Below are 18,679 nucleotides of genomic sequence, written 5' to 3' on the forward strand. Positions count from 1 at the left end.
CGGGAAAGCCGCTTTACGGCCTTCCCCGAGATTTTCGGATTTTATATTTCCAGCGGCTATATGGTGGTTCCGCCGTCTATGGCAATGACCTGGCCGGTTACATAACTGGATGCATCCGCGGCCAGGTAAAGGATCGCGCCCACCATTTCCTCGGGATCAGCTACCCGGGCCATGGGGGTTTTGCCCATAGCCAATTTCAGGATGTCCGGGTTTTTCCATAGGGCTTCACTGAAGCGAGTTTTGGTGAGGCCCGGGGCGACCGCATTTACCCGGATATTGTATTGAGCCCACTGCTGGGCCATCACCTTAGTAGCCATAATCACCCCGGCCTTGCTTATGGAATAAACCGGTAATAGGTCGGGAGAAATCCCGGCGATGGAGGAAATGTTGATAATTTTCCCTCCCCCTTTTTCTTTCATCAGCCGGGCTACCGCCTGGCTCAGAAAGAACAACCCCCTAAGGTTGAGGTTCATAATCGAATCCCAGGCCCGTTCATCTACGTCCATAGCCGAGGCCATCGTGGGGTTGGTAGCAGCATTGTTCACCAGGATGTCGATCTTTCCGTACTCTGCCATCACTTGGCCAACGAGATTATTGATCTCCTCCACCCGGGCCACATGAGCCGCTACCGGCAGGCATTTTCTCCCCGTTTTTCTTACCTGCTCTGCCACCTTCTCCAGGTCGGGAAGTTTCCGGCTAGCAATAGCAATATCGGCACCGGCCTGAGCCAACCCGATAGCCACTGCTTGACCAATCCCCCGACTCGCCCCGGTGATTAGGGCAACCTTGCCTTTTAACGAGAAATCCATTTTGCTACCTCCTATAGATTAGTTAAAAAAACGCATAGCGCCTAGCGAAACTGATTTAAAACTTCGTCGGCCAGTTAGCCAGGCGATGTTCACCGATACCGCCTGTTCTACGATCCTGACAGATCTCCAGGGCTCGAATGATGTAATCCCGAGTTTCCCGGGGGTCGATGACATCGTGGATGTAATGCATTCCTGCCGCCGGGTATGGAGCGCTGTCTTCAATCAGCTGCTGAACCAGCTTCTCCCGCTGGGCGGCGGGGTTCGGGGAGTTTTGAAGCTTTCCGCCGAAGACCACGTTGGCAGCGATCTCCGGATCCACAAAGCTCATCTCAGCGGTCGGCCAGGCTACCAGGAATTCGGCAGCACATCCCGACCCCGCCATATTCCAGAAGGCCATGCCATAGGTTTTACGAACGATGATGGAGATTTTGGGAACAGTGATCTGACCCAGAGCGTTCATGTAATTCATCACCCGTGCACCCACCCGCTTCCGCTCTGCTTCCTTGCCCACCAGAAAACCCGGAGTATCATGGAAGAAGAGCAGAGGGATGTTGTAAGAATCACAGAGGCAAAGGAAACTGATCACCTTGTCGATTCCGTCCGTATCCATGGCGCCCGCATTAAAATAGGGCTGATTGGCGATGATCCCGACCACCCGGCCGTCCACCCGCGCCAGAGAGGTAATCACACTCTTGCCGAAAAGCGGCTTCAGGGAAAACAGGTTACCTCCGTCGAAACATTCTTCCTCGTTTTTGGCCACCCGGTCGGAGTTGCCGGTGATTTCGGCATGCACTTTCCATCCCCCAAGTTCTTCGTCAGTGACTTTTTCGCTGATGGCCAACTCAAGTACCCGGGGTCCAGAAACGCCCATAGCGCTTCCTTTCACCTGGACAACGAAATCAGAGAGACAGGCCATCCAGGTGGGCATACCATAACATTCCCCCATGATCGCAGTTACCATGGGCGACTTTCTCACCCGGCTGTTGAGCTGGAGAAAGGTATCGTATCCTCCGCCGCCGAAGGAGCCCATCCCCTTCGATCCCATGATGTCCGGCATGCGCGCCCCGCCAGCCTCCCCCAGGTACACGAGAGGGAACCCCTTGCGCAGAGCCATTCCTTTAATCTCCCCTTCTTTGTGCCCGGCCACCCGACTGGAGGTAGCGGCCAGTACTGTAAAGTCGTTGGCTACAACCGCTACCGTTCGCCCGTCGATTTTGCCGAAACCGACAATTTTACTGTCTGCCGGAGTTTTATCCTCCATCCCCGGCATGTCGGAGTGGCTGAGCATTCCTACTTCGAAAAAGGTCCCTGGATCGAGAAGGTTGGCAATACGCTCACGGGCCGTAAGCTTCCCCTGGTCGTGCTGGCGCTTTACCTTTTCCGGCCCGCCCATTTGCAAAGCTTTGGCCTTGCGGCGCTTTAATTCCTCCAGTTCTTCTTCGAAGGGCATGGGAGTTCCTTAAGCTAAAAGCTGCGAGTATAGAGCTTAGAGTTAAAAAACCTCCTTTCTTTTTACTCTCTGCTCTAGTGTCCTGAGTCAGAAATTCGTTGACAAAATTTGCCGTGGCCCGGACGGAGGACCGATGCGCGCCGCCAAAATCGGCCGGGAAATGGCTGGCTTGGTAGCAACAGCCTTGTTTCCGTCAAGAAGCCAGCGGGGCGGCAACTGCTGCATACCACTTATGGATTTTAGAGCAAGCCTCGCTCCGCTCGTTCAAGAGGAGACCACCGCCTCATTTTGGCCAGCGCAGCGGGCTTTCGCCCGGGCCTTCAGACCATCGTTGATTTATTTGACCAATTAACGACTCAGGACACTATGCTATTTTTTACTGTAGTCATACCAACCCTTGCCGGCCTTCTCCCCGTAGTGGCCCTTCATGTATCTTTCCACAGCGCTGGGGGAGGGCAGGTCGGTCCGATCTCCGGTCTCTTTGAAGCGTTCCATGGACCTGATGTAGTTGAGGTCGATTCCGGTCAGGTCCATCAGCCGGAAGGGCCCCATGGGATGCCCGGCGCCGTAGACGCAGGCTTTATCGATGTCCTCAAAGCTGGCGATTCCCATCTCCAACATCCAAAGGGCCTCGCGGCCGATCACTCGGAAGATCCGGTTGAGCAGGAATCCCTCCACTTCTTTCTTGAGGAGGACCGGAATCTTTTCCAGCTTCTCGGAAAGGTCCATGGTGACCTTGGCCGTTTCGTCGGAGACGTGGGGGCCCTTAACCACTTCGACGAGTTTCATCACCAACGCCGGGTTGAAAAAGTGCATGTTAACCACTTTCGACGGCCGTTTCGTTGCGTCGGCGACGAGAGAGCTCACGAGGTACGAGCTGTTGGTAGCTAAGATGGCATGGGCCGGAGCCAGACGGTCGAGATCGGCGAAAACTTTTCTCTTGACCTCAAGAACTTCCACCGCCGCTTCAATGACGTAATCAGCGTCTTGCACCGCTTCTTTCAAATCCAAGGTAAAGGAGATATTTTTCCGGGCGTTCTCGGCTACTTCCTTGGTCATTTTCCCCTTCTCCACCCGCCCAGGCAGGTAGGTATCGGCAAATTTTTCGGCCTTCTTTAAGATGTCCGGAACGATGTCTGTACAGATGGTTTGATACCCATGAATTGCACAAAGGAGCGAAATTTGATGTCCCATGTTTCCCGCCCCCACCACGCCAATTTTTTTAATATCGTCAACGTTCATTGCTTTCCTCCTTTTTGAGTGATGAGTGTGAGTGTCAGTGTCAAAATCGACATATTTTTACTCACCCTAACCACTGACACTGACACTTTTTTTCAAGGTTCTCTCTCAATAATCGTGGCCACACCCTGACCGCCGCCAACACAGGCGTTGGCCAGTCCATATCGGCCACCTTTTGCTTTCAAAATTCGGGCCAGCGTTCCAACCAGGCGGATCCCGGTTGCCCCGAGCGGATGCCCGATGGCTAATCCTCCACCCATGACGTTGACCCGATCCGGATCAATTCCGAGTTCTTTGGCGCAGTTTAAAACGACAATGGCAAAGGCTTCGTTGATCTCCCAGTAATCGATGTCTTTAACCTGCAAACCAGCCTTTTCTAAGGCCTTGCGGCTGGCGGGAACCGGGCCGGCTCCCATGATGGTTGGGTCCACTCCGGCAAAGCCGATGGACCGGATAACGGCCATAGGCTGGATCCCTTTCTTTTTGGCGGTCTCCTTGGACATCAGGATCATGGAGGTAGCCGCAGCATTTAGGGGTGAGGAAGTCCCTGCAGTGACTGCCCCGTCCGGTTTATACGCCGGCTTCAGGTCCTTCATCCCTTCCATGGTGGTGTCTGCCCGGACGGCCTGATCTTTATCCACCACCATCATTTTTCCATCTGCCTGTTCGGCCTCGATGGGTAAGATTTCATCCTTGAAAAAACCTTCCTTTTGGGCCTTGGCCGCCAGCTGGTGGGAACGTACTCCCCAGCGATCCATGTCTTCTTTAGTTAAGCCACTCTGGGCAAAGAGCTTCTCCGCGGTAAACCCCATATTCATGGTGGTCATCATATCCCAGTGTTTATAGGCCGGATCCGTGAAAAGGCGCATATTAGGGGCAATGGCCCCTTTCTCCAAAAGGGGTCCCCCTATGGGAACGCGGGTCATGTGTTCCATTCCCCCAATCATCACGATGTCGGCAAATCCCATGGCAATTTCCATAAACCCGACATGAATTCCAGCCATGGCCGAACCACATTGTTGGTCTACAAATTTGGCCGCGATCGTTTGCGGGAGGTTGGCCAGGAAAATGGGGAACCGCCCTCCATAACTCCATTGCTCATTCACGCCCGTGGCTGATCCCACGATGAAATCTTCGATCTCTTCGGCTTTTATTCCCGTTCTTTTGATGACTTCGGGAAGAAGCTTCGCTAATAGGTCATCGGATCTTACTTTGTGAAACCAGTCCCGGGGTGGATCATTGGGACGGGACCGCGACTGGGCAGTACGCAAATATCCGGCAATGACCACTTCTCTCATCGATAACCTCCTTTTCAGTCAGCAAGGAGCGGGGAGCTCCGTGCCCCTGGCTCCCTGCGTTTATCATTTCTTTGTTCCTGGCATTTCCGGATTTTTGGGCCTGTCCGGTATGCCCGCGAGCTTCCTGACCATTTTTTTACGGGCCTCGATGTCATACTGGGTAGTGATAGCAATAGCTTCCATGATTGGCGAGCCCCCACCATGAAACGCTCCAAACTGGTGAATTCCACCCGTGGCTGAGCAGAGCAGGTCGCCCACGTACCGCCAGAGCTGGGCGGCATCTTGCGGTGGAATTTCCGGGTTACGGGTGATGTATTTGTATAAGAGATCTTTAGTCTCGGGGTTCACAAAATCCCCTTCATGGGGGAAGGTGGCCGGAATCCCTCCGGAAACGTCGCAAAGAATTTCGGCCTCCCGGAAAACCGCCTCCCCGGTTAGGTTGCGGCCCACGTTGGCATAAATGGAATGGGGGATATAACTTCCCGGCCCATAAGGCCTAAATCCCACCCCAGGAATGTATACTTCGGGCTTCCCCAATTCGGAAGCGGTGAAGCCGGCCGCATAGCCAAGCTCGGACACCCGGATAATCTCCGCCAACTTGTCCCGCACATGCGACGCCTTAGCAATTCCATTGTATTCCGCCGCCAAAGCCACCGTTCCCAGCATCAAGTCTCCCAACGCCGGCTTGCAACCTGAATAGCTGTGGCGGTGAAAAAGGGCGAAGAGCAGTGCACACGTGCCCCCGTGGATGGTTTCCCCGCAAAGGAACACCCGCTCCCACGGAATAAACGCATCATCAAAAATCGTATACGAATCCGTCGACCCAGGAGCAAAACCTCTCTTGAAATACTCCCGGGCCCGCAGGTTATGCACCGTCACGACTTGCTTTACCCCTTCCCAATCTCCAGGAACCGCAAACGCCACCGCCCAATCCTTCTCCTCCGGCAAAAGGGCACGCGTGGGAACCACCAGGATCTCATCGGCCACAGAAGCCTCCGAATTATGCACCTTCGAACCCCGCACCACAATCCCATCCTTCTTCCGCTCCACCACACGAACATACATATCGGGATCCTTCTGCTGCGAAGGCCGCTTCATCCGGTCCCCCTTCACATCCGTCTGCGCACAACAACCCACCAAGTCTTCCTTCTGGAACCGCTCCACCCACTTTTTGAAATTCTCATGATACTGCGTGGCCCCGGTGTTCTGCTTGTCCGCCTCGTAAGAAACGTTATAGATGGCATTGGCCCCATCACACCCCATACACCGCTGAATACATCCCCCGGCGGCCTGGCAAAGCAGCCGGGTCATATCCTGTTTCTTGTGCAAATCCTCTTTGCTGTGATGGATATGACAGAAGCGGCTGATCTTCTCCCCAGTCAGGTGGGAAGTGGCCGTGCATAGATCCTGATGCTCGGGCTTGGCGGCGTAATCAAAGGTCAACCCGATAGTGTCGATGGTGGGCATCTGCAGCTCATCCGTGCGGGCGATCTTCTGCCCATCCATGTAAATGTTCCGCCGCATCTTCTGCAGGCCTTCGATATACTGCTGTTTGGTCCTCATCTCTGCCTCCTCCTTTTCTTATTCAGTTTTGCTCATAAAAATTTTTCGATAGCTTGATTTTAATCTCTGGATTGAATCATGGACATGACGTTTCTCATAGCCCTCCGTAACCTTGGGGAGCTTGCTCCTCCGTATTCCTTTCTTCTTCCTCTGCACCCTTAGATTCTTCTTCCATTACCGAGAGGATTCGCTTGTATTCTTCCCGGGACAGCTTCCGGTAGAGATGAGACGGATGCGGTCTACATAGCTATCGTTGTACTCCGCAATGTTCCTTCCGCGCTTGCGGGGCTTGGGGAGGAGCCCTTCCCGGATATAATAATGAACGGTCTCCTTGGATACCCTGGTGCGTTGGACGAGATCTCTAATCTTCAAAGGTGAAATCTCCGTCTTCCCTGATTTATAAATTTAACGAATCACTAATAACCAATGCCAAAAAACTTGTCAAGGAGAAATTAATACCTTCAATATTTCTCTTGACTTTTATGCGTAGCATTTAGTAATACTCTTTATCAAATTCCCTTTTAAAAATAAAGGGGGGGGTCAAGAAGTCGAGGGTTCAAGGGGTCAAGTGGTTTATTGATATGTTTTTAAAATCCTGGGACCCATGAACCCTGGAACCCTTGAACCCTATGATAACGCAAATGCTTTCCCAACTTATTCCAACCATAAATAATAAATTATAATCAGGAGAAAAGAAACATGGAGGTTAAGCCCTGGCATCGTCATTATGATTATAACGTGCCCACCACGATCCGCTACCCCCGCTTACCCGTCCATGAACTCATTCAGATCCCGGCCAATGCTTACCCGGACAAGGCAGCCCTGAACTTTTTCGGAACGGAGATGACCTTCTGGGAGCTACGTCAACAAGTGCTCCGAATGGCGAATGCTCTGGGTGCTCTGGGGGTACAAAAAGGAGATCGGGTAGGAATTCATCTGCCCAACTGCCCTCAATACCTTATCTCTTATTATGCTGTGCTTTCGCTGGGGGCCATTATCGTAAATATCAATCCCATGTATACGGCCGAAGAGCTCAAGTTAATTGTCGGAAGTACCGGACTGACTACGCTCATCACCTTCGATATGGTTCTGCCCAATATCCGTATTTTATGCCAGGCAGTTTCCATTCCCCGGGTGATCGTAACCAAGGTTACCGATTACATCATCGGGTTGGGCGTTAGCACGGCGGCCAGTCTGGATCTGGAAAAAGGGTGGCATCATTTTTCCACACTCCTGGAGAGCTGCACCAACACGAAGTTCCCCCGGGTCCAGGTGAACCCGGAAGACCCAGCCCTGATTCAGTTTACCGGAGGAACCACAGGAGTTCCCAAAGGAGCCGTTCTCACCCATAGGAACGTGGTTGCGGCGACTCTCCAATGCGCCCTTTGGGGGAATCCCACCATCAATTACACTCCTCCCGAGAGGCGCTCCGTGGTCGCCGTTTTACCTTACTTCCACGTCTACGGCAACATCGTGGTAATGAACTGGGCCATGTTTAGCTGCGCTACTCAGATCCAGATCCCTCGCTTTAATATTGATGAGGTCATGAACCTTCTGGCCAACTTCAAAGAAATTACTTTTTTCCCCGCTGTGCCCACCATGATCAACGCGGTCATCAACCACCCTAAGGCCGTGGAATTAGACCTGGCTAAAAGGCTGGGTTTGCTTAACTCAGGAGCGGCGCCCATGCCGGTAGAGCTGATCGAGCAGGTCAGGGATATGGGCATTTTCTTCAGCGAAGGGTATGGCCTCTCCGAGTCAACCTCCCTGGGAATTACCAATCCCATCCTGGGTCTCAAGAAGGTGGGCAGCATCGGAATTCCCGTCCCGGACAATGATGTACGGCTCGTGGATCTGCAGGAGGGCAAAGAGGATGTCCCACAGGGGCAGCCGGGAGAGATCATCATGAAAGGCCCGTTGATCATGCAGGGTTATTGGAATAATCCCCAGGAGACGGCCGGACAACTCAAAGACGGATGGCTCTATACCGGAGATATTGCAGTCCAGGATGAAGATGGATATTTCTTTATTGTTGACCGCAAGAAAGATATGATCATTGCCGGAGGATTCAACGTCTACCCCCGGGAGATTGATGAGGTTCTCTTCCAGCATCCCAAGGTCCAAGAAGCCGTTTCCGTAGGTATCCCAGACCCGTACCGGGGGGAAACCGTGAAGGCGTTTATCGTTTTAAAATCCGGAGAGAAGGCAACCGAAGAAGAAATCATCAACTTCTGTAAGGAAAAGTTGGCTGCGTATAAAGTGCCCAAAATGGTAGAGTTCCGCGATTCCCTTCCCAAATCCGCGATCGGCAAGGTTCTGCGCAAGGTATTGCGGGCAGAGGAAGAAAAGAAAAGGAAAAAATGATGGGGAGATGGGGGGACAGGGAGATAGGGAGAAGAAAAGAAGAAGCGAGGGTCGGTTTAACAATCAACACTGTTTTTCAACTTTCGTCACTTATAATTTTCAAGGGAGGTTGATATGGGCAAAAGAATATTACGGACCAAGCTTTGCGATATTCTGGGAATTGAATATCCTATCGTGAGCGCCGGCATGGGGCCGACGCTGATCGGGGAAACCACAGGGGCACCTGTGGGCCTGGTAGTGGCCGTCTCTGAGGCAGGCGGAATGGGAGTCCTCGGAGGCGCGGGTTTTACCATCGATGGGCTCAGGGAAGCCATTCGGGAAATCAAATCCAAGACGGATAAACCCTATGGGGTAGACCTTCTCCTGCCTCAAAAACTTGACCTGGGTGGAGGCATGGGGCAGAAGGAGATCAAGGAGCTGCCTCTGAACGCGATCCTGAAATCCCTGCCTAAATCACATCAAGATTGGGTCAAGAAGGTAAAAGAAGAGCTGAACCTCCCGGATGTAGAAATAATGGTGAAGATGAACTCAACCACGATGCGCCCCCAGGAAGCCATCAAGGTATGTATCGAAGAGAAGGTTCCTCTTTTTTGCGCCGGCCTGGGCAATCCAGGTTTTATGGTGGAAGAAGCTCATGCCCACGGCATGAAAGTGCTGGCTATTACCGGGAACACCAAGAACGCAAGAAGGATGGCTCAATCGGGCATCGACCTTCTGGTGGCTCAGGGCCATGAAGGCGGCGGGCATACCGGACGCATCGGGACAATGGCTCTCTTGCCGCAGGCGATCGATGCGGCGGCCCCCGTACCCGTTTTGGCTGCTGGAGGTATTGGCGACGGCCGGGGACTGGCTGCGGCTCTGGCCATGGGTTGCGTGGGCGTATGGGTCGGAACCCGCTTTCTGGCCACAACCGAAGGTGGTGCCCTGGAAATAAACAAACAGCGCATCCTGAAATCCACTGACGAAGACACGCGAGTGAGTACGGCTTACACAGGCAAGACGCTCCGGGCAAGCTACAACAAGTTCCACGACCTCTGGAATGGTTCCGGATTGGAGCCGCTTCCCTTCCCCACCCAGGTTTTAATCTCTTCGGCCCTCCTGGCCAGTTTCATCGAGGGGAAAAAGGACGATTTCGTTGGGGGTCTGGCTGGACAGGTCTCCGGTCTCATCAAAGAGATTAAACCGGCCCGCCAGGTTCTGGAAGAGATGGTCGAGGAAGCCGTAGATATATTAACCCGCAAACTCCCGGAAACGGTGATAGCAAAATAAAGGGATTCACCGCAGAGCACGCAGAGAACGCGGAGAGAATACCCCAAATTCAAAAATCAAATTCGCTGATTGATTCTTCGCCACCCTCTCCCTCCCCCTCAGAGGAGGGGAGAGTTGGAGAGGGGGCAGTTCTGCAATCTGCAATCCGCAATCCGAAATAGATTTGGATCCACCCACCCTGTTGGGATCTTACTTCAGGCTATTGCTTACATGGTCAGGGTGATGAAGAAACTACCGCTGTCCCGTTTCACCAGAAGCAAGAGAGGTTCTTTTTCGCTGGTCTTGGTGACCACCTCCCGGGCTTCTGCGACCGAGTTCACCGGCTGGCGGTTCATTTCCAGAATGATATCTCCCTGGTGGACGCCTGCTCGCTCCGCTGGGGTGCCGCTCTGAACTCCCGCGACCACAACGCCCTGACCAGCCTTAACACCAAGCCGGCTGGCCATCTTAGGGCTCAAGTCCTGAAGCTGGAGACCCCACTTTCCCTGGGTCGGCTGAATGGATTGCTCTTCTTCAGCTCTCTCCGAAGGGAGTTTGCCGACTGCGACAGAAAGCTGCTGCTTTACGCCGTCGCGAAGGACCGTCACGGGAACCTGCTGCCCCACCGGGGTCTCGGCGACCATGGCGGAAAGGGTGCGAGGATCTTCCACCGTCTTTTTATTGAAGGAAACAATCAAGTCACCCCGCTGGATTCCGGCCTTCGCGGCAGGGCTGGCCGGGGTCACATCGCTCACGAGAGCTCCCTTGCTCTCTTCCACCTTCAAGGCCTTGGCCAGCTCAGAGGTGAGCGGCTGGATGCTCACCCCGAGGTATCCCCGGGTCACCTCACCCTTGGCCACAAGCTGGGGAATCAAGGGCTTGGCCGTGTTGACCGGGATGGCAAAGCCGATCCCCTGCCCGTAGGGGAGGATGGCGGTGTTGATCCCGACAACCTCTCCTTTCATGTTGAAGAGCGGGCCGCCTGAGTTGCCCGGGTTGATGGAGGCGTCGGTCTGGATGAAATTGTCATACGGTCCGGCGCCGATGACCCGGCCCTTGGCGCTCACGATCCCGGAAGTTACGGTATGGGTCAATCCAAAGGGGTTGCCGATGGCCAGAACCCAGTCTCCAACATTGGTCTCATTGGAGTCACCCAGTGCTGCCACCGGGAGGTTTTCTTTGGGCTTGATCTTCAGCACGGCCAGATCTGTTTTCGGATCGCGCCCCACGACCTGCGCCTTATACTCTTCTTCGTCCCCCACGGTGACCATTACCTCTTTGGCGCCTTCCACCACGTGGTTGTTGGTCAGGATGTAGCCATCCGCGCTGATGATAACTCCGGACCCAGTACCTTGAGTCTGGCGGCTTTCAGGGCCCTGAGGGATCATATGGGGGAACTGTCTGAAGAAGTCCCCGAAGGGGCCTTCTGGAAGCTGGGGCATGGGGAAACTCCCCACCTTTTCAACCTTGGTCACCTTCACATTGACGACCGTAGGGCTCAATCTCTGGGCCAGATCGGCAAAGGAGCCAGGAACGGTTGGTGTTGACGCGGATGTCGTGGCGCCGCTAATGGCGTTTTTCGCCTCTGATGCGCCGGTCCAGTGGAAGGCCGAAGCCATCCCGAGCCCGACTAGGGTGAAAGCCAAGGCGACAGCCGCCAGGGTCAACCCTGCAGTTTTTTTGTTGATTAAAAAACGTTTTAAGATGTTGGACATGTTCGTTCCTCCTTTAAGGTTAAAATTTGGGCAAGGCTCCCGGCGTCCTGCCGGAACTTCTCGCCTCTGCTCTAAGAAAAATATAAACGAGGAACATTAAAAGAAGATTAACCGAAGATTAGAAATTTCTAATGATGGAAGTGGGGTCAGCCGTGAGGAAAGGAGAAACTACGCTCAGGATTGGAGGGGGAGGAGAACCGTAAAAGTGCTCCCGAGACCCGGAGTACTTTCGACCTGGATCTTGCCGCCATGAGCCTCGGCAATGGAGCGGGCGATGCAGAGCCCGAGTCCCGCGCCGCCTTCGCCCCGCGAGCGATCCTCGGCAGAGCGGTAAAATCGTTCAAAGATTTTCTCCTGGTCTCCAGGGGATAGGCCGATCCCCGTATCCGTAACCCGGAGAGAGGCCCATTCTCCGTCGCGCTGAAGGGAGAGCGTTACCCGGCCGCCGGAGGGCGTGTACTTGATCCCATTGTCTACCAGGTTCAGCAGAACCTGCCTGAGGCGCTCATAATCTCCTCGAATGGAGAGGGGTTCCATCACCCCAAGGAGAAGGGTAATTTTACGGCGGTCAGCCAGGACCTTTGCCTGTCCGTAAACGTCTTCGACCAGCTGGGCCAGATCCACCGGCTGAAGATCCATTCGGAGCACGCCGGCGTCGGCCCGGGCGAGAAGCAGGAGGCCTTCCACCAGGCGGGCGACCCGGTCGATCTCTTCCAGGGCACTCTTCAGAATGCGCTGATACTCCTCCGGAGTCCGCGGCATACGCAGGGCAACTTCGATCTCCCCCTTCAGGATCGTAAGGGGTGTCTGCAGTTCGTGGGAAGCATCCGCACTGAACTGGCGGATCTGGCGAAAAGATGTGTCCAGGCGTCCGAGCATCTCGTTCAAGGTTTGGGCCAGCCGACTCAACTCGTCGTTCGCACCTCTGTCCTCCAGGCGTGCGGCAAGCTGCTCTGCGCTGATGCGCCGGGCCGTCTCCGCCATCCGATCCACCGGCCTGAGCGCCCGGCGGGCCAGCAGCCATCCGCCGCCGCCGGCCAGTAAAAGGCCGATGGGGAAGACAGCCGCCATAGTCAGGAGGAAGCGTCGGCGCGTATTATAAGAAACCTCGAGCGACATTCCCACCTGGACTAAGCGTACAACCCTACCGGCCTCGATGACCGGCATGGTCAGGACCCGGACCGGATAAGGCGCCAGACCTTCCAAGGTCTCAAAGGTAGAAAGTCCTTCAGAGGCATTCTCCCGGGCCTTCGGGCTGAGTGGCAGCTTGCCGGGGCGCGGGGCCGGGCCGGAACGGTCTGGCGGCTCAATCATTTCGAAGTAGCGGTCCCAGGGAGAGAAGCCGAAAAAACGGCGGAAGGCCTCGTCAACCTCAGGAGGAAGGAAGGCTGCACCGCTCCTGCGCGCCTGCTCAGCCATCAGCCGCGCAACCCCCGAAAGCGCCGTGTCCACGTCATGGGAGAGATTGTAGGCCAGAAGCCCACAGGCCGCCCCGCCCAGGAGGAGGAAGGTCAAGGCCAGGAGGCTGGTGTACCAGAAGGTGAGGCGCGTCCGAATGGATCGGATCCGCATGGATTACTCCGCTTTCATCACGTAGCCAACCCCCCGGATGGTGTGGATCAGCTTTGGTTCCCGGTCTGAGTCGATCTTCTTCCGGAGGTAATTGACGTAAACGTCCACGACGTTGGTCCCGGTGTCGAAGTCATAATCCCAGACGTGATCGATGATCATGGTCCGGGTCAGCACGCGCCCGGGGTTGCGCATGAAGTAATCAAGGAGGGCAAACTCCTTTGAGGTGAGGTCGATCTTCTGGCCTCCGCGGAAGGCAGTGTGCCGGGCAGGATCAAGGGTCAGGTCGGCAAACTGAAGAACGGCTGGACCCCCTTCGGTCCGCCGCCGCAGCAGTGCCCGAACCCTGGCGACAAGCTCCTGGAAGGCAAAGGGCTTGGTCAGATAGTCATCCGCTCCCGCATCGAGACCGAGAACCTTGTCCTCGATGGTCGCCCGCACCGTGAGGAGCAGAACCGGCGTCGTAACCTTCCGTCGGCGAAGTTCCTGGAGGACCTGGAGCCCGTTCATCTTTGGCAGGCCGATGTCGAGGATGATCAGGTCATGCACCCCATCCCGGGCCATCGCCAGGCCCTCCTCGCCGTTCGAGGCGACATCAACCGCATAGCCTTCCTCTCCCAGGCCCTGCCGGATGAAGCTGGCCACCTTTCTTTCATCTTCCACGACCAGGATCCGCATCAAAGGATCCTTTCTATTAGCCCCGCCAATGTTTTAGAAGCAAGGTTCATATAATTCATCTTCCTAAATAAATAGTACAACAGGCCAGGGAAGATTTACAAGAGCGTAGCGGGGGAGAGGAGTTCCCTAAGATCGAAGGGCTGGCCAAATGAAGTACCTTCCTGCCTCCATGGGCTTGTAAATATTAAATAAATCAAAAAGTGAAGGTGGGCTAGTTTTTTTCGGGGGTTGACGTGGTGTATCAAAAGTGTTACATTAGAATTGGAGGTGAAACTTATGCCGGTAAAAAATCCTCGAATCAATGTAGTGTTTGAAAAGCCCCTCTACCATATCATCGAGAAGCTGGCCAATAGGGATGGTGTTTCCCTTTCGTTAAAGGTGCGCGACCTCGTGAGAGAGGCGCTGGAAATCGAGGAGGATATGGCACTTTCCGCCTTTGCCGAGAACAGGGAACGGACATTCACAAAAACAAAAACCTTGAAGCATAATGAGGTTTGGTAATTGTGCCGTTCGAACTTAGATACCATTCTGATGTGAAGTCCATTGATATTCCCCTTCTTGACGCAAGGCTGAGAACCCGCATTAAGAATGCCATTGAAAAACGCTTGACGACAGCACCTCATCTTTATGGTGAACCCTTGCGAAAAACACTCCGCGGCTATTGGAAGCTGAGGGTTGGGGATTACCGGGTGGTCTTCAAAATCGTGGAAGAAGCGGTTTGGATACTTGGTATCATTCACCGAAAAAAGGTTTATGAAGCAATAAAGAAGAGGCTTTAACGCGGTCCAAGCCGCTTCTATATTCCCATACGAGTCCTTGTTCCAGGGAAGACCCTTCTAAGTGTTGGCGTTATCGTACATGGAACGACATGGAACGAGTTGCCAAGACAGGAGGGGTAGTCTGCACTTGGCCAATCATTCAATCCCTAATTGTCAACTTCACGTACAATATCCAAGTGAACAGTAAGAGGTGGAAGCGATAGCCTTGGCTCTTAGCTATTTCTTCCTGAAATGTTGTTTTTCAAATTTAGGCCGTCCATATTATATTTCAATTCATAATCTTGAGTTGCATCATGCGGGGGTTTAGGTTTTAGGTGCGACGCACCTTTCCTAAAACAAATGATACCCCATCAGAAAATTTAGGCTCATGGCTGCTTAATCATGGCCAAGGGTAAGGCTTCCAAATAATTTTTCAAGGGTCTCATCGGGCAAAGGAGGAACGGATCACCCCCATGGAGCCAAGACTACCTTCCCTGGCCCCTATCTCCCCTATTAACTTCTCCATCTAATCTTAATACTATGCCCTTGAAATCGTAGCCACTTATTAGGGGAATAGGGGGAGCGGACTCAAATTTTATGAATGAGGAGGGGACTATGAGTGACATTTATGAAAAAGTACGGGAGAGACTCGATATGTTTCCCCAGGGATTCCCCAAGACAGTAAGTGGAGTCGAATTGGAAATCCTTCGTCGCCTCTTCACCCCGGAAGAGGGAGAGATCATGCTGGCACTGCGTCCTTCCGCAGAACCCGCTTCACAGATCGCCGCGAGGGTATCTCGTGATGCAGAGGAAATGGGAAAGCAATTGTATGGGATGTCTAAGAAAGGGTTGATCATGCGGATCAGAACCCCTGATGGGCAAATTCTATACAGTCTTGCTCCATGGATTGTCGGAATCTGGGAATTCCAGCTGAAAAACCTGGACCAGGAATTTGCCAAACTGAAAGAAAGGTATGCTGAGGAAGGAATGCTTCCCGAAAGGAGAAAAACCAAAATATCGGGCATGCGGACCATCCCTGTCGAAAAAGAGATCATCGGGGCCGCCGAGATCGAGCCTTATGAAAAGGTTTCGGAGATTCTCAATGTCCATACGAAGTTTGCGGTGGCAGATTGCATCTGCCGGAAAGAACGAAAGCTTATGGGGGAGGGGTGCGATAAGCTCATGGAGGCCTGCATGACTTTTGGTCCCGCAGCGGATTATTATATCGAGAACGGTCTCGGCCGGGAAGTCAACCGGGAAGAAGCAAGGGGGATTGTTCTCAAGGCGGAAGAACAGGGGCTCGTCCATTGTTCTTCGAATCAGAAAGGGGCGAAGCTTTTTATCTGCAATTGCTGCGGCTGCTGCTGTGGCGTATTGCAGGCCGTCAACAAGTACAATATCCCGACAGCAATGACAAAATCAAATTATTATGCCAAAGTAGACCCTGAGACATGTACAGGCTGTGAAAGCTGCGTGGATCGCTGCCAAGTGAATGCAATCAGGGTTCAAGATGGGAGCGCCAAGATTGAGAAAGCAAGATGTATCGGCTGCGGGCTATGTATATCAACCTGTCCTACGGAATCCATTTCAATTGTCCACAAGGAAAAAGACGATCTTTCAGTTATATTCCCGGATCCGATAGCGCTGGTGCAGGCGATCGGGAGAGAAAAAGGAAAGGCATTTCCCTTCGAATAGTCTTAGATGATTTTCGATTCCGTTCGCTACCTCTCTTTCAATCACAAGTCAACATGTTGCAACGGAATCGCCGATTCGGACTTTGTAGGGGTTTGCGTTAAATTCGGCAGGGGGCGGAAATGTCCTGGAAAATCAAGGCCTCCTTCCTGTACTAAATGATTGACATATTCTGTCAAAGGGTGTAGGTTTCCATCCATAATCATTAAGGGTTTGGATATATTTTTTATATCGGAAATTTTGGCAAAGTGCAGAGATTGGCACGATAGCTTGAATGTGGACTACTTCCTGAAATCAATAATTGACAGGCCTTTGCAAGAGGTGTAGAGTTCACTCGGTAATCCATGGGGCGGGAGATTCCGGCCGGAATGATACATGATTTTTAATCGCTGTCGCTTTCTGTGTAAAAAGGCGACATTTCTTTTTATAAGAAAAACCCTTTTCCTCTCCGGTAACCAAGAAAAACCTTCTTGGTGGTTAGAAAGCCCGTTAGCGGCCTAAAATAGATGCCTTGACCTTTCCTCATTTTTGATATAATGCTGTAAAAAGTTACAAATAAGAATTTCAAGATGCTAAAAGTAAGTCCTGTTGCCGATTACCCCACAGAAGCGGGATGCTTTTTGCGGGGGAATGATTATTCTCCCGTGGCCGTGGTGGTTCTCCTAAACGCTCCCTACGGCACGCTACCCCCTGAAGTCCAGAGCATTCCTCTGGAAATCGAAAAGTTGGTTAGAGTGGCGATAGAGACGGGAGCGGCTTTGTCCGGGACCTTACAGACCGAAAACATCGGCATCGAGAAGATCGTTTGCAATGTTGTTGGCAATCCCAACATTCGGTATCTTGTTCTTTGTGGCAGGGAGGTGAACGGCCATAATACAGGTACTGCGCTTAAAGCCCTGATAAAAGAAGGAATCAATGACAAGAGGATCATCGTCGGCTCCCAAGCGAAGACCCCCTACCTTTTCAATATCCCTCTGGAGGCTATTAAAAGATTTAGAGAGCAGACGATCTTGGTGGATCTGACAGATGAGATAAATCCAGAAAACATTGCGAAGGCAGTTTGGTCCTGCTATCAGGAGGACCCGACCCCTTTTCAAGATTTTATTCTCTACGATCCAGGGTCTTTTGCCGAAACCGGGCTTTCTTGCCGCCTCACCTGGAGAGTCGAGCATCCGGAGGAAATTGAGAGTTGGGAAATTGATGAAGGATTTTTAAAGAAAATTGAAGAACCCTTAGGGAAGACGGGTGGTGAACCGATGAAAGGAGATAAGAGAATTCTATCTTTGACGAAGCGCCTCCTGAAGGTTACAGAAGAGTTGGCTGAGATTGCCAGGCTCTGTATAGAGGTGCTGGAGAGACCTGAAGAAGCCTTAAGGGAGAAAAGGGTGGAAGAGGAAAAACCAAAGCCGCCCTTGCCCGTGAGGGAGGGGCCCCTGACAGAAGAGGAATTATACTTTGCCAATCAATTGAGAGGTTATAGGGGAGTATTGGCGGCGTTTAAGGCCCTCGACCGAGATATCTGTCATGATGGGTGTAGTTTGCCGGCTGCTGTGATCTCGGCCAGCAAAAGACTGAAAAATCTAAAGGCCTCCCTGGATAAATCATCTCTCCCCGAGATGAAAAAGGAAAAACTCCAGAGGGAATTAGATGAATTTGAGGAAGCTCTCCAAGGCCTTCCCCAAGATACGAGTCAACCCTGCCAGAAAACCGTGGGCAATTGCACTATTGGCTCTGGATGCTTTGCCAATGCCTCACTTGAACTTCTGAAACTTATCACTGAGCCAGCATTACCATCAAATGGATGAGTGAAGGGTGGGAAAATGTCCATGTATTTTAAAAATCAATTAAGGGGCTATGATGTGGTTCTGGCCACTCTTGGCGCCTTTGCTGAGGATATCTGTCGAAATTGTATAGGCCTATCAGGGGCTCAAACGAAAGTCATCAAAGGACTGAAGAAACTAAGAATGGACTTAGAGAAGTCCTCGATTCCAAAAATGGAAAAAGAAAAGATACTCATTTGTGTTGAAACCTTTTTAAAGGCGGCTGAAGGTTTGAAATTGGCCGAAGAGGTCAGCTGTCAAAAGACAGCGGGTCGATGCAAGATTGGGCCAGGTTGTTTCCCGTTGGGAGCCTTGGAGCTAATGAATCAGATCACCGAGCCCACTATTCAACCTGGAAAGGAGGTGAGCAAAATGGCAAAATTAATTTGTGAGTCATGCGGCGCTGAAGAACCGGTCCCCGTTGTACATTGAGGGCCAGGGATCTCCGGTCCGGAGATAGATAAACTTTATTGCCC

At 52.7% G+C, this 18,679-nt stretch carries 17 protein-coding genes; 8 read left to right on the top strand and 9 right to left on the bottom strand.

Annotation, left to right across the window (positions count from 1 at the left end; translation table 11 throughout):
• Positions 1 to 56: 56 nt before the first annotated feature.
• Positions 57 to 809: a glucose 1-dehydrogenase gene (locus tag Q7V48_01520; GenBank protein ID MDO9209420.1), complete on the bottom strand. Its 753-nt coding sequence runs from the start codon at positions 807 to 809 to the stop codon at positions 57 to 59.
• A 55-nt stretch (positions 810 to 864) separates the two neighbouring features.
• Complete coding sequence (locus Q7V48_01525; GenBank protein ID MDO9209421.1) at positions 865 to 2,259, bottom strand: carboxyl transferase domain-containing protein; 1,395 nt, start codon at positions 2,257 to 2,259, stop codon at positions 865 to 867.
• A 133-nt stretch (positions 2,260 to 2,392) separates the two neighbouring features.
• On the opposite strand from Q7V48_01525, the gene Q7V48_01530 reads away from it, so the two are divergent.
• Positions 2,393 to 2,611, top strand: coding sequence for a hypothetical protein (locus tag Q7V48_01530; GenBank protein MDO9209422.1), 219 nt, complete (start codon positions 2,393 to 2,395; stop codon positions 2,609 to 2,611).
• A 17-nt stretch (positions 2,612 to 2,628) separates the two neighbouring features.
• Here Q7V48_01530 and Q7V48_01535 read toward each other — a convergent pair whose 3' ends face one another.
• The 4 genes from Q7V48_01535 to Q7V48_01550 form a co-directional block, all read right to left on the bottom strand.
• The gene (locus Q7V48_01535) at positions 2,629 to 3,501 is read right to left on the bottom strand and encodes a 3-hydroxyacyl-CoA dehydrogenase family protein (protein MDO9209423.1); all 873 of its coding nucleotides are present in this window, start codon (positions 3,499 to 3,501) and stop codon (positions 2,629 to 2,631) included.
• A 92-nt stretch (positions 3,502 to 3,593) separates the two neighbouring features.
• Positions 3,594 to 4,796, bottom strand: coding sequence for an acetyl-CoA C-acetyltransferase (locus tag Q7V48_01540; GenBank protein ID MDO9209424.1), 1,203 nt, complete (start codon positions 4,794 to 4,796; stop codon positions 3,594 to 3,596).
• Positions 4,797 to 4,859: 63 nt separating this feature from the next.
• Positions 4,860 to 6,359: a 4-hydroxyphenylacetate 3-hydroxylase N-terminal domain-containing protein gene (locus Q7V48_01545; protein ID MDO9209425.1), complete on the bottom strand. Its 1,500-nt coding sequence runs from the start codon at positions 6,357 to 6,359 to the stop codon at positions 4,860 to 4,862.
• A gap of 174 nt (positions 6,360 to 6,533) precedes the next feature.
• Entirely contained in the window at positions 6,534 to 6,731 is a 198-nt protein-coding gene (locus Q7V48_01550) for a MerR family transcriptional regulator (protein MDO9209426.1), read from the bottom strand.
• Positions 6,732 to 7,058: 327 nt separating this feature from the next.
• Between Q7V48_01550 and Q7V48_01555 the strand changes: the two genes are divergently transcribed.
• On the top strand, positions 7,059 to 8,723 hold the full coding sequence (locus tag Q7V48_01555) for a long-chain fatty acid--CoA ligase (protein MDO9209427.1): 1,665 nt from the start codon (positions 7,059 to 7,061) through the stop codon (positions 8,721 to 8,723).
• Positions 8,724 to 8,837: 114 nt separating this feature from the next.
• Positions 8,838 to 9,992 (top strand): nitronate monooxygenase, encoded by a 1,155-nt coding sequence (locus tag Q7V48_01560; protein ID MDO9209428.1) that lies wholly within the window; start codon positions 8,838 to 8,840, stop codon positions 9,990 to 9,992.
• A gap of 206 nt (positions 9,993 to 10,198) precedes the next feature.
• Here Q7V48_01560 and Q7V48_01565 read toward each other — a convergent pair whose 3' ends face one another.
• From Q7V48_01565 to Q7V48_01575, 3 genes are all read right to left on the bottom strand, one after another.
• Positions 10,199 to 11,686 carry a DegQ family serine endoprotease gene (locus tag Q7V48_01565; protein ID MDO9209429.1) on the bottom strand — a complete coding sequence of 496 codons (1,488 nt, stop codon included), beginning with the start codon at positions 11,684 to 11,686 and terminating at the stop codon, positions 10,199 to 10,201.
• A gap of 174 nt (positions 11,687 to 11,860) precedes the next feature.
• A complete protein-coding gene (locus Q7V48_01570) occupies positions 11,861 to 13,258 on the bottom strand; it encodes an ATP-binding protein (protein MDO9209430.1) in 1,398 nt (465 codons plus the stop codon).
• Positions 13,259 to 13,261: 3 nt separating this feature from the next.
• Positions 13,262 to 13,933 carry a response regulator transcription factor gene (locus Q7V48_01575; GenBank protein MDO9209431.1) on the bottom strand — a complete coding sequence of 224 codons (672 nt, stop codon included), beginning with the start codon at positions 13,931 to 13,933 and terminating at the stop codon, positions 13,262 to 13,264.
• Between the two features lie 276 nt (positions 13,934 to 14,209).
• Here Q7V48_01575 and Q7V48_01580 point away from each other — a divergent pair, with 276 nt between their 5' ends.
• The 5 genes from Q7V48_01580 to Q7V48_01600 all read left to right on the top strand — a co-directional run bounded on the left by Q7V48_01580 (position 14,210) and on the right by Q7V48_01600 (position 18,635).
• Complete coding sequence (locus tag Q7V48_01580) at positions 14,210 to 14,434, top strand: hypothetical protein (GenBank protein MDO9209432.1); 225 nt, start codon at positions 14,210 to 14,212, stop codon at positions 14,432 to 14,434.
• Between the two features lie 2 nt (positions 14,435 to 14,436).
• The gene (locus Q7V48_01585; protein MDO9209433.1) at positions 14,437 to 14,712 is read left to right on the top strand and encodes a type II toxin-antitoxin system RelE/ParE family toxin; all 276 of its coding nucleotides are present in this window, start codon (positions 14,437 to 14,439) and stop codon (positions 14,710 to 14,712) included.
• A 594-nt stretch (positions 14,713 to 15,306) separates the two neighbouring features.
• Entirely contained in the window at positions 15,307 to 16,386 is a 1,080-nt protein-coding gene (locus Q7V48_01590) for a 4Fe-4S binding protein (GenBank protein ID MDO9209434.1), read from the top strand.
• Between the two features lie 566 nt (positions 16,387 to 16,952).
• On the top strand, positions 16,953 to 18,188 hold the full coding sequence (locus Q7V48_01595; protein MDO9209435.1) for a tetrahydromethanopterin S-methyltransferase subunit A: 1,236 nt from the start codon (positions 16,953 to 16,955) through the stop codon (positions 18,186 to 18,188).
• A gap of 15 nt (positions 18,189 to 18,203) precedes the next feature.
• Positions 18,204 to 18,635 carry a hypothetical protein gene (locus Q7V48_01600; protein MDO9209436.1) on the top strand — a complete coding sequence of 144 codons (432 nt, stop codon included), beginning with the start codon at positions 18,204 to 18,206 and terminating at the stop codon, positions 18,633 to 18,635.
• The last annotated feature ends 44 nt before the right edge of the window (positions 18,636 to 18,679 follow it).

This window comes from Deltaproteobacteria bacterium (assembly GCA_030654105.1).
Lineage (GTDB): Bacteria > Desulfobacterota > SM23-61 > SM23-61 > SM23-61 > JAHJQK01.

What these genes read in the sequence shown, in the direction of transcription:
- Q7V48_01520 (MDO9209420.1), bottom strand. Translation starts at nt 809, where the DNA reads ATGGATTTCTCGTTAAAAGGCAAGGTTGCCCTAATCACCGGGGCGAGT.
- Q7V48_01525 (MDO9209421.1), bottom strand. Translation starts at nt 2,259, where the DNA reads ATGCCCTTCGAAGAAGAACTGGAGGAATTAAAGCGCCGCAAGGCCAAA.
- Q7V48_01530 (MDO9209422.1), top strand. Translation starts at nt 2,393, where the DNA reads ATGCGCGCCGCCAAAATCGGCCGGGAAATGGCTGGCTTGGTAGCAACA.
- Q7V48_01535 (MDO9209423.1), bottom strand. Translation starts at nt 3,501, where the DNA reads ATGAACGTTGACGATATTAAAAAAATTGGCGTGGTGGGGGCGGGAAAC.
- Q7V48_01540 (MDO9209424.1), bottom strand. Translation starts at nt 4,796, where the DNA reads ATGAGAGAAGTGGTCATTGCCGGATATTTGCGTACTGCCCAGTCGCGG.
- Q7V48_01545 (MDO9209425.1), bottom strand. Translation starts at nt 6,359, where the DNA reads ATGAGGACCAAACAGCAGTATATCGAAGGCCTGCAGAAGATGCGGCGG.
- Q7V48_01555 (MDO9209427.1), top strand. Translation starts at nt 7,059, where the DNA reads ATGGAGGTTAAGCCCTGGCATCGTCATTATGATTATAACGTGCCCACC.
- Q7V48_01560 (MDO9209428.1), top strand. Translation starts at nt 8,838, where the DNA reads ATGGGCAAAAGAATATTACGGACCAAGCTTTGCGATATTCTGGGAATT.
- Q7V48_01565 (MDO9209429.1), bottom strand. Translation starts at nt 11,686, where the DNA reads ATGTCCAACATCTTAAAACGTTTTTTAATCAACAAAAAAACTGCAGGG.
- Q7V48_01570 (MDO9209430.1), bottom strand. Translation starts at nt 13,258, where the DNA reads ATGCGGATCCGATCCATTCGGACGCGCCTCACCTTCTGGTACACCAGC.
- Q7V48_01575 (MDO9209431.1), bottom strand. Translation starts at nt 13,933, where the DNA reads ATGCGGATCCTGGTCGTGGAAGATGAAAGAAAGGTGGCCAGCTTCATC.
- Q7V48_01580 (MDO9209432.1), top strand. Translation starts at nt 14,210, where the DNA reads ATGCCGGTAAAAAATCCTCGAATCAATGTAGTGTTTGAAAAGCCCCTC.
- Q7V48_01590 (MDO9209434.1), top strand. Translation starts at nt 15,307, where the DNA reads ATGAGTGACATTTATGAAAAAGTACGGGAGAGACTCGATATGTTTCCC.
- Q7V48_01595 (MDO9209435.1), top strand. Translation starts at nt 16,953, where the DNA reads ATGCTAAAAGTAAGTCCTGTTGCCGATTACCCCACAGAAGCGGGATGC.
- Q7V48_01600 (MDO9209436.1), top strand. Translation starts at nt 18,204, where the DNA reads ATGTCCATGTATTTTAAAAATCAATTAAGGGGCTATGATGTGGTTCTG.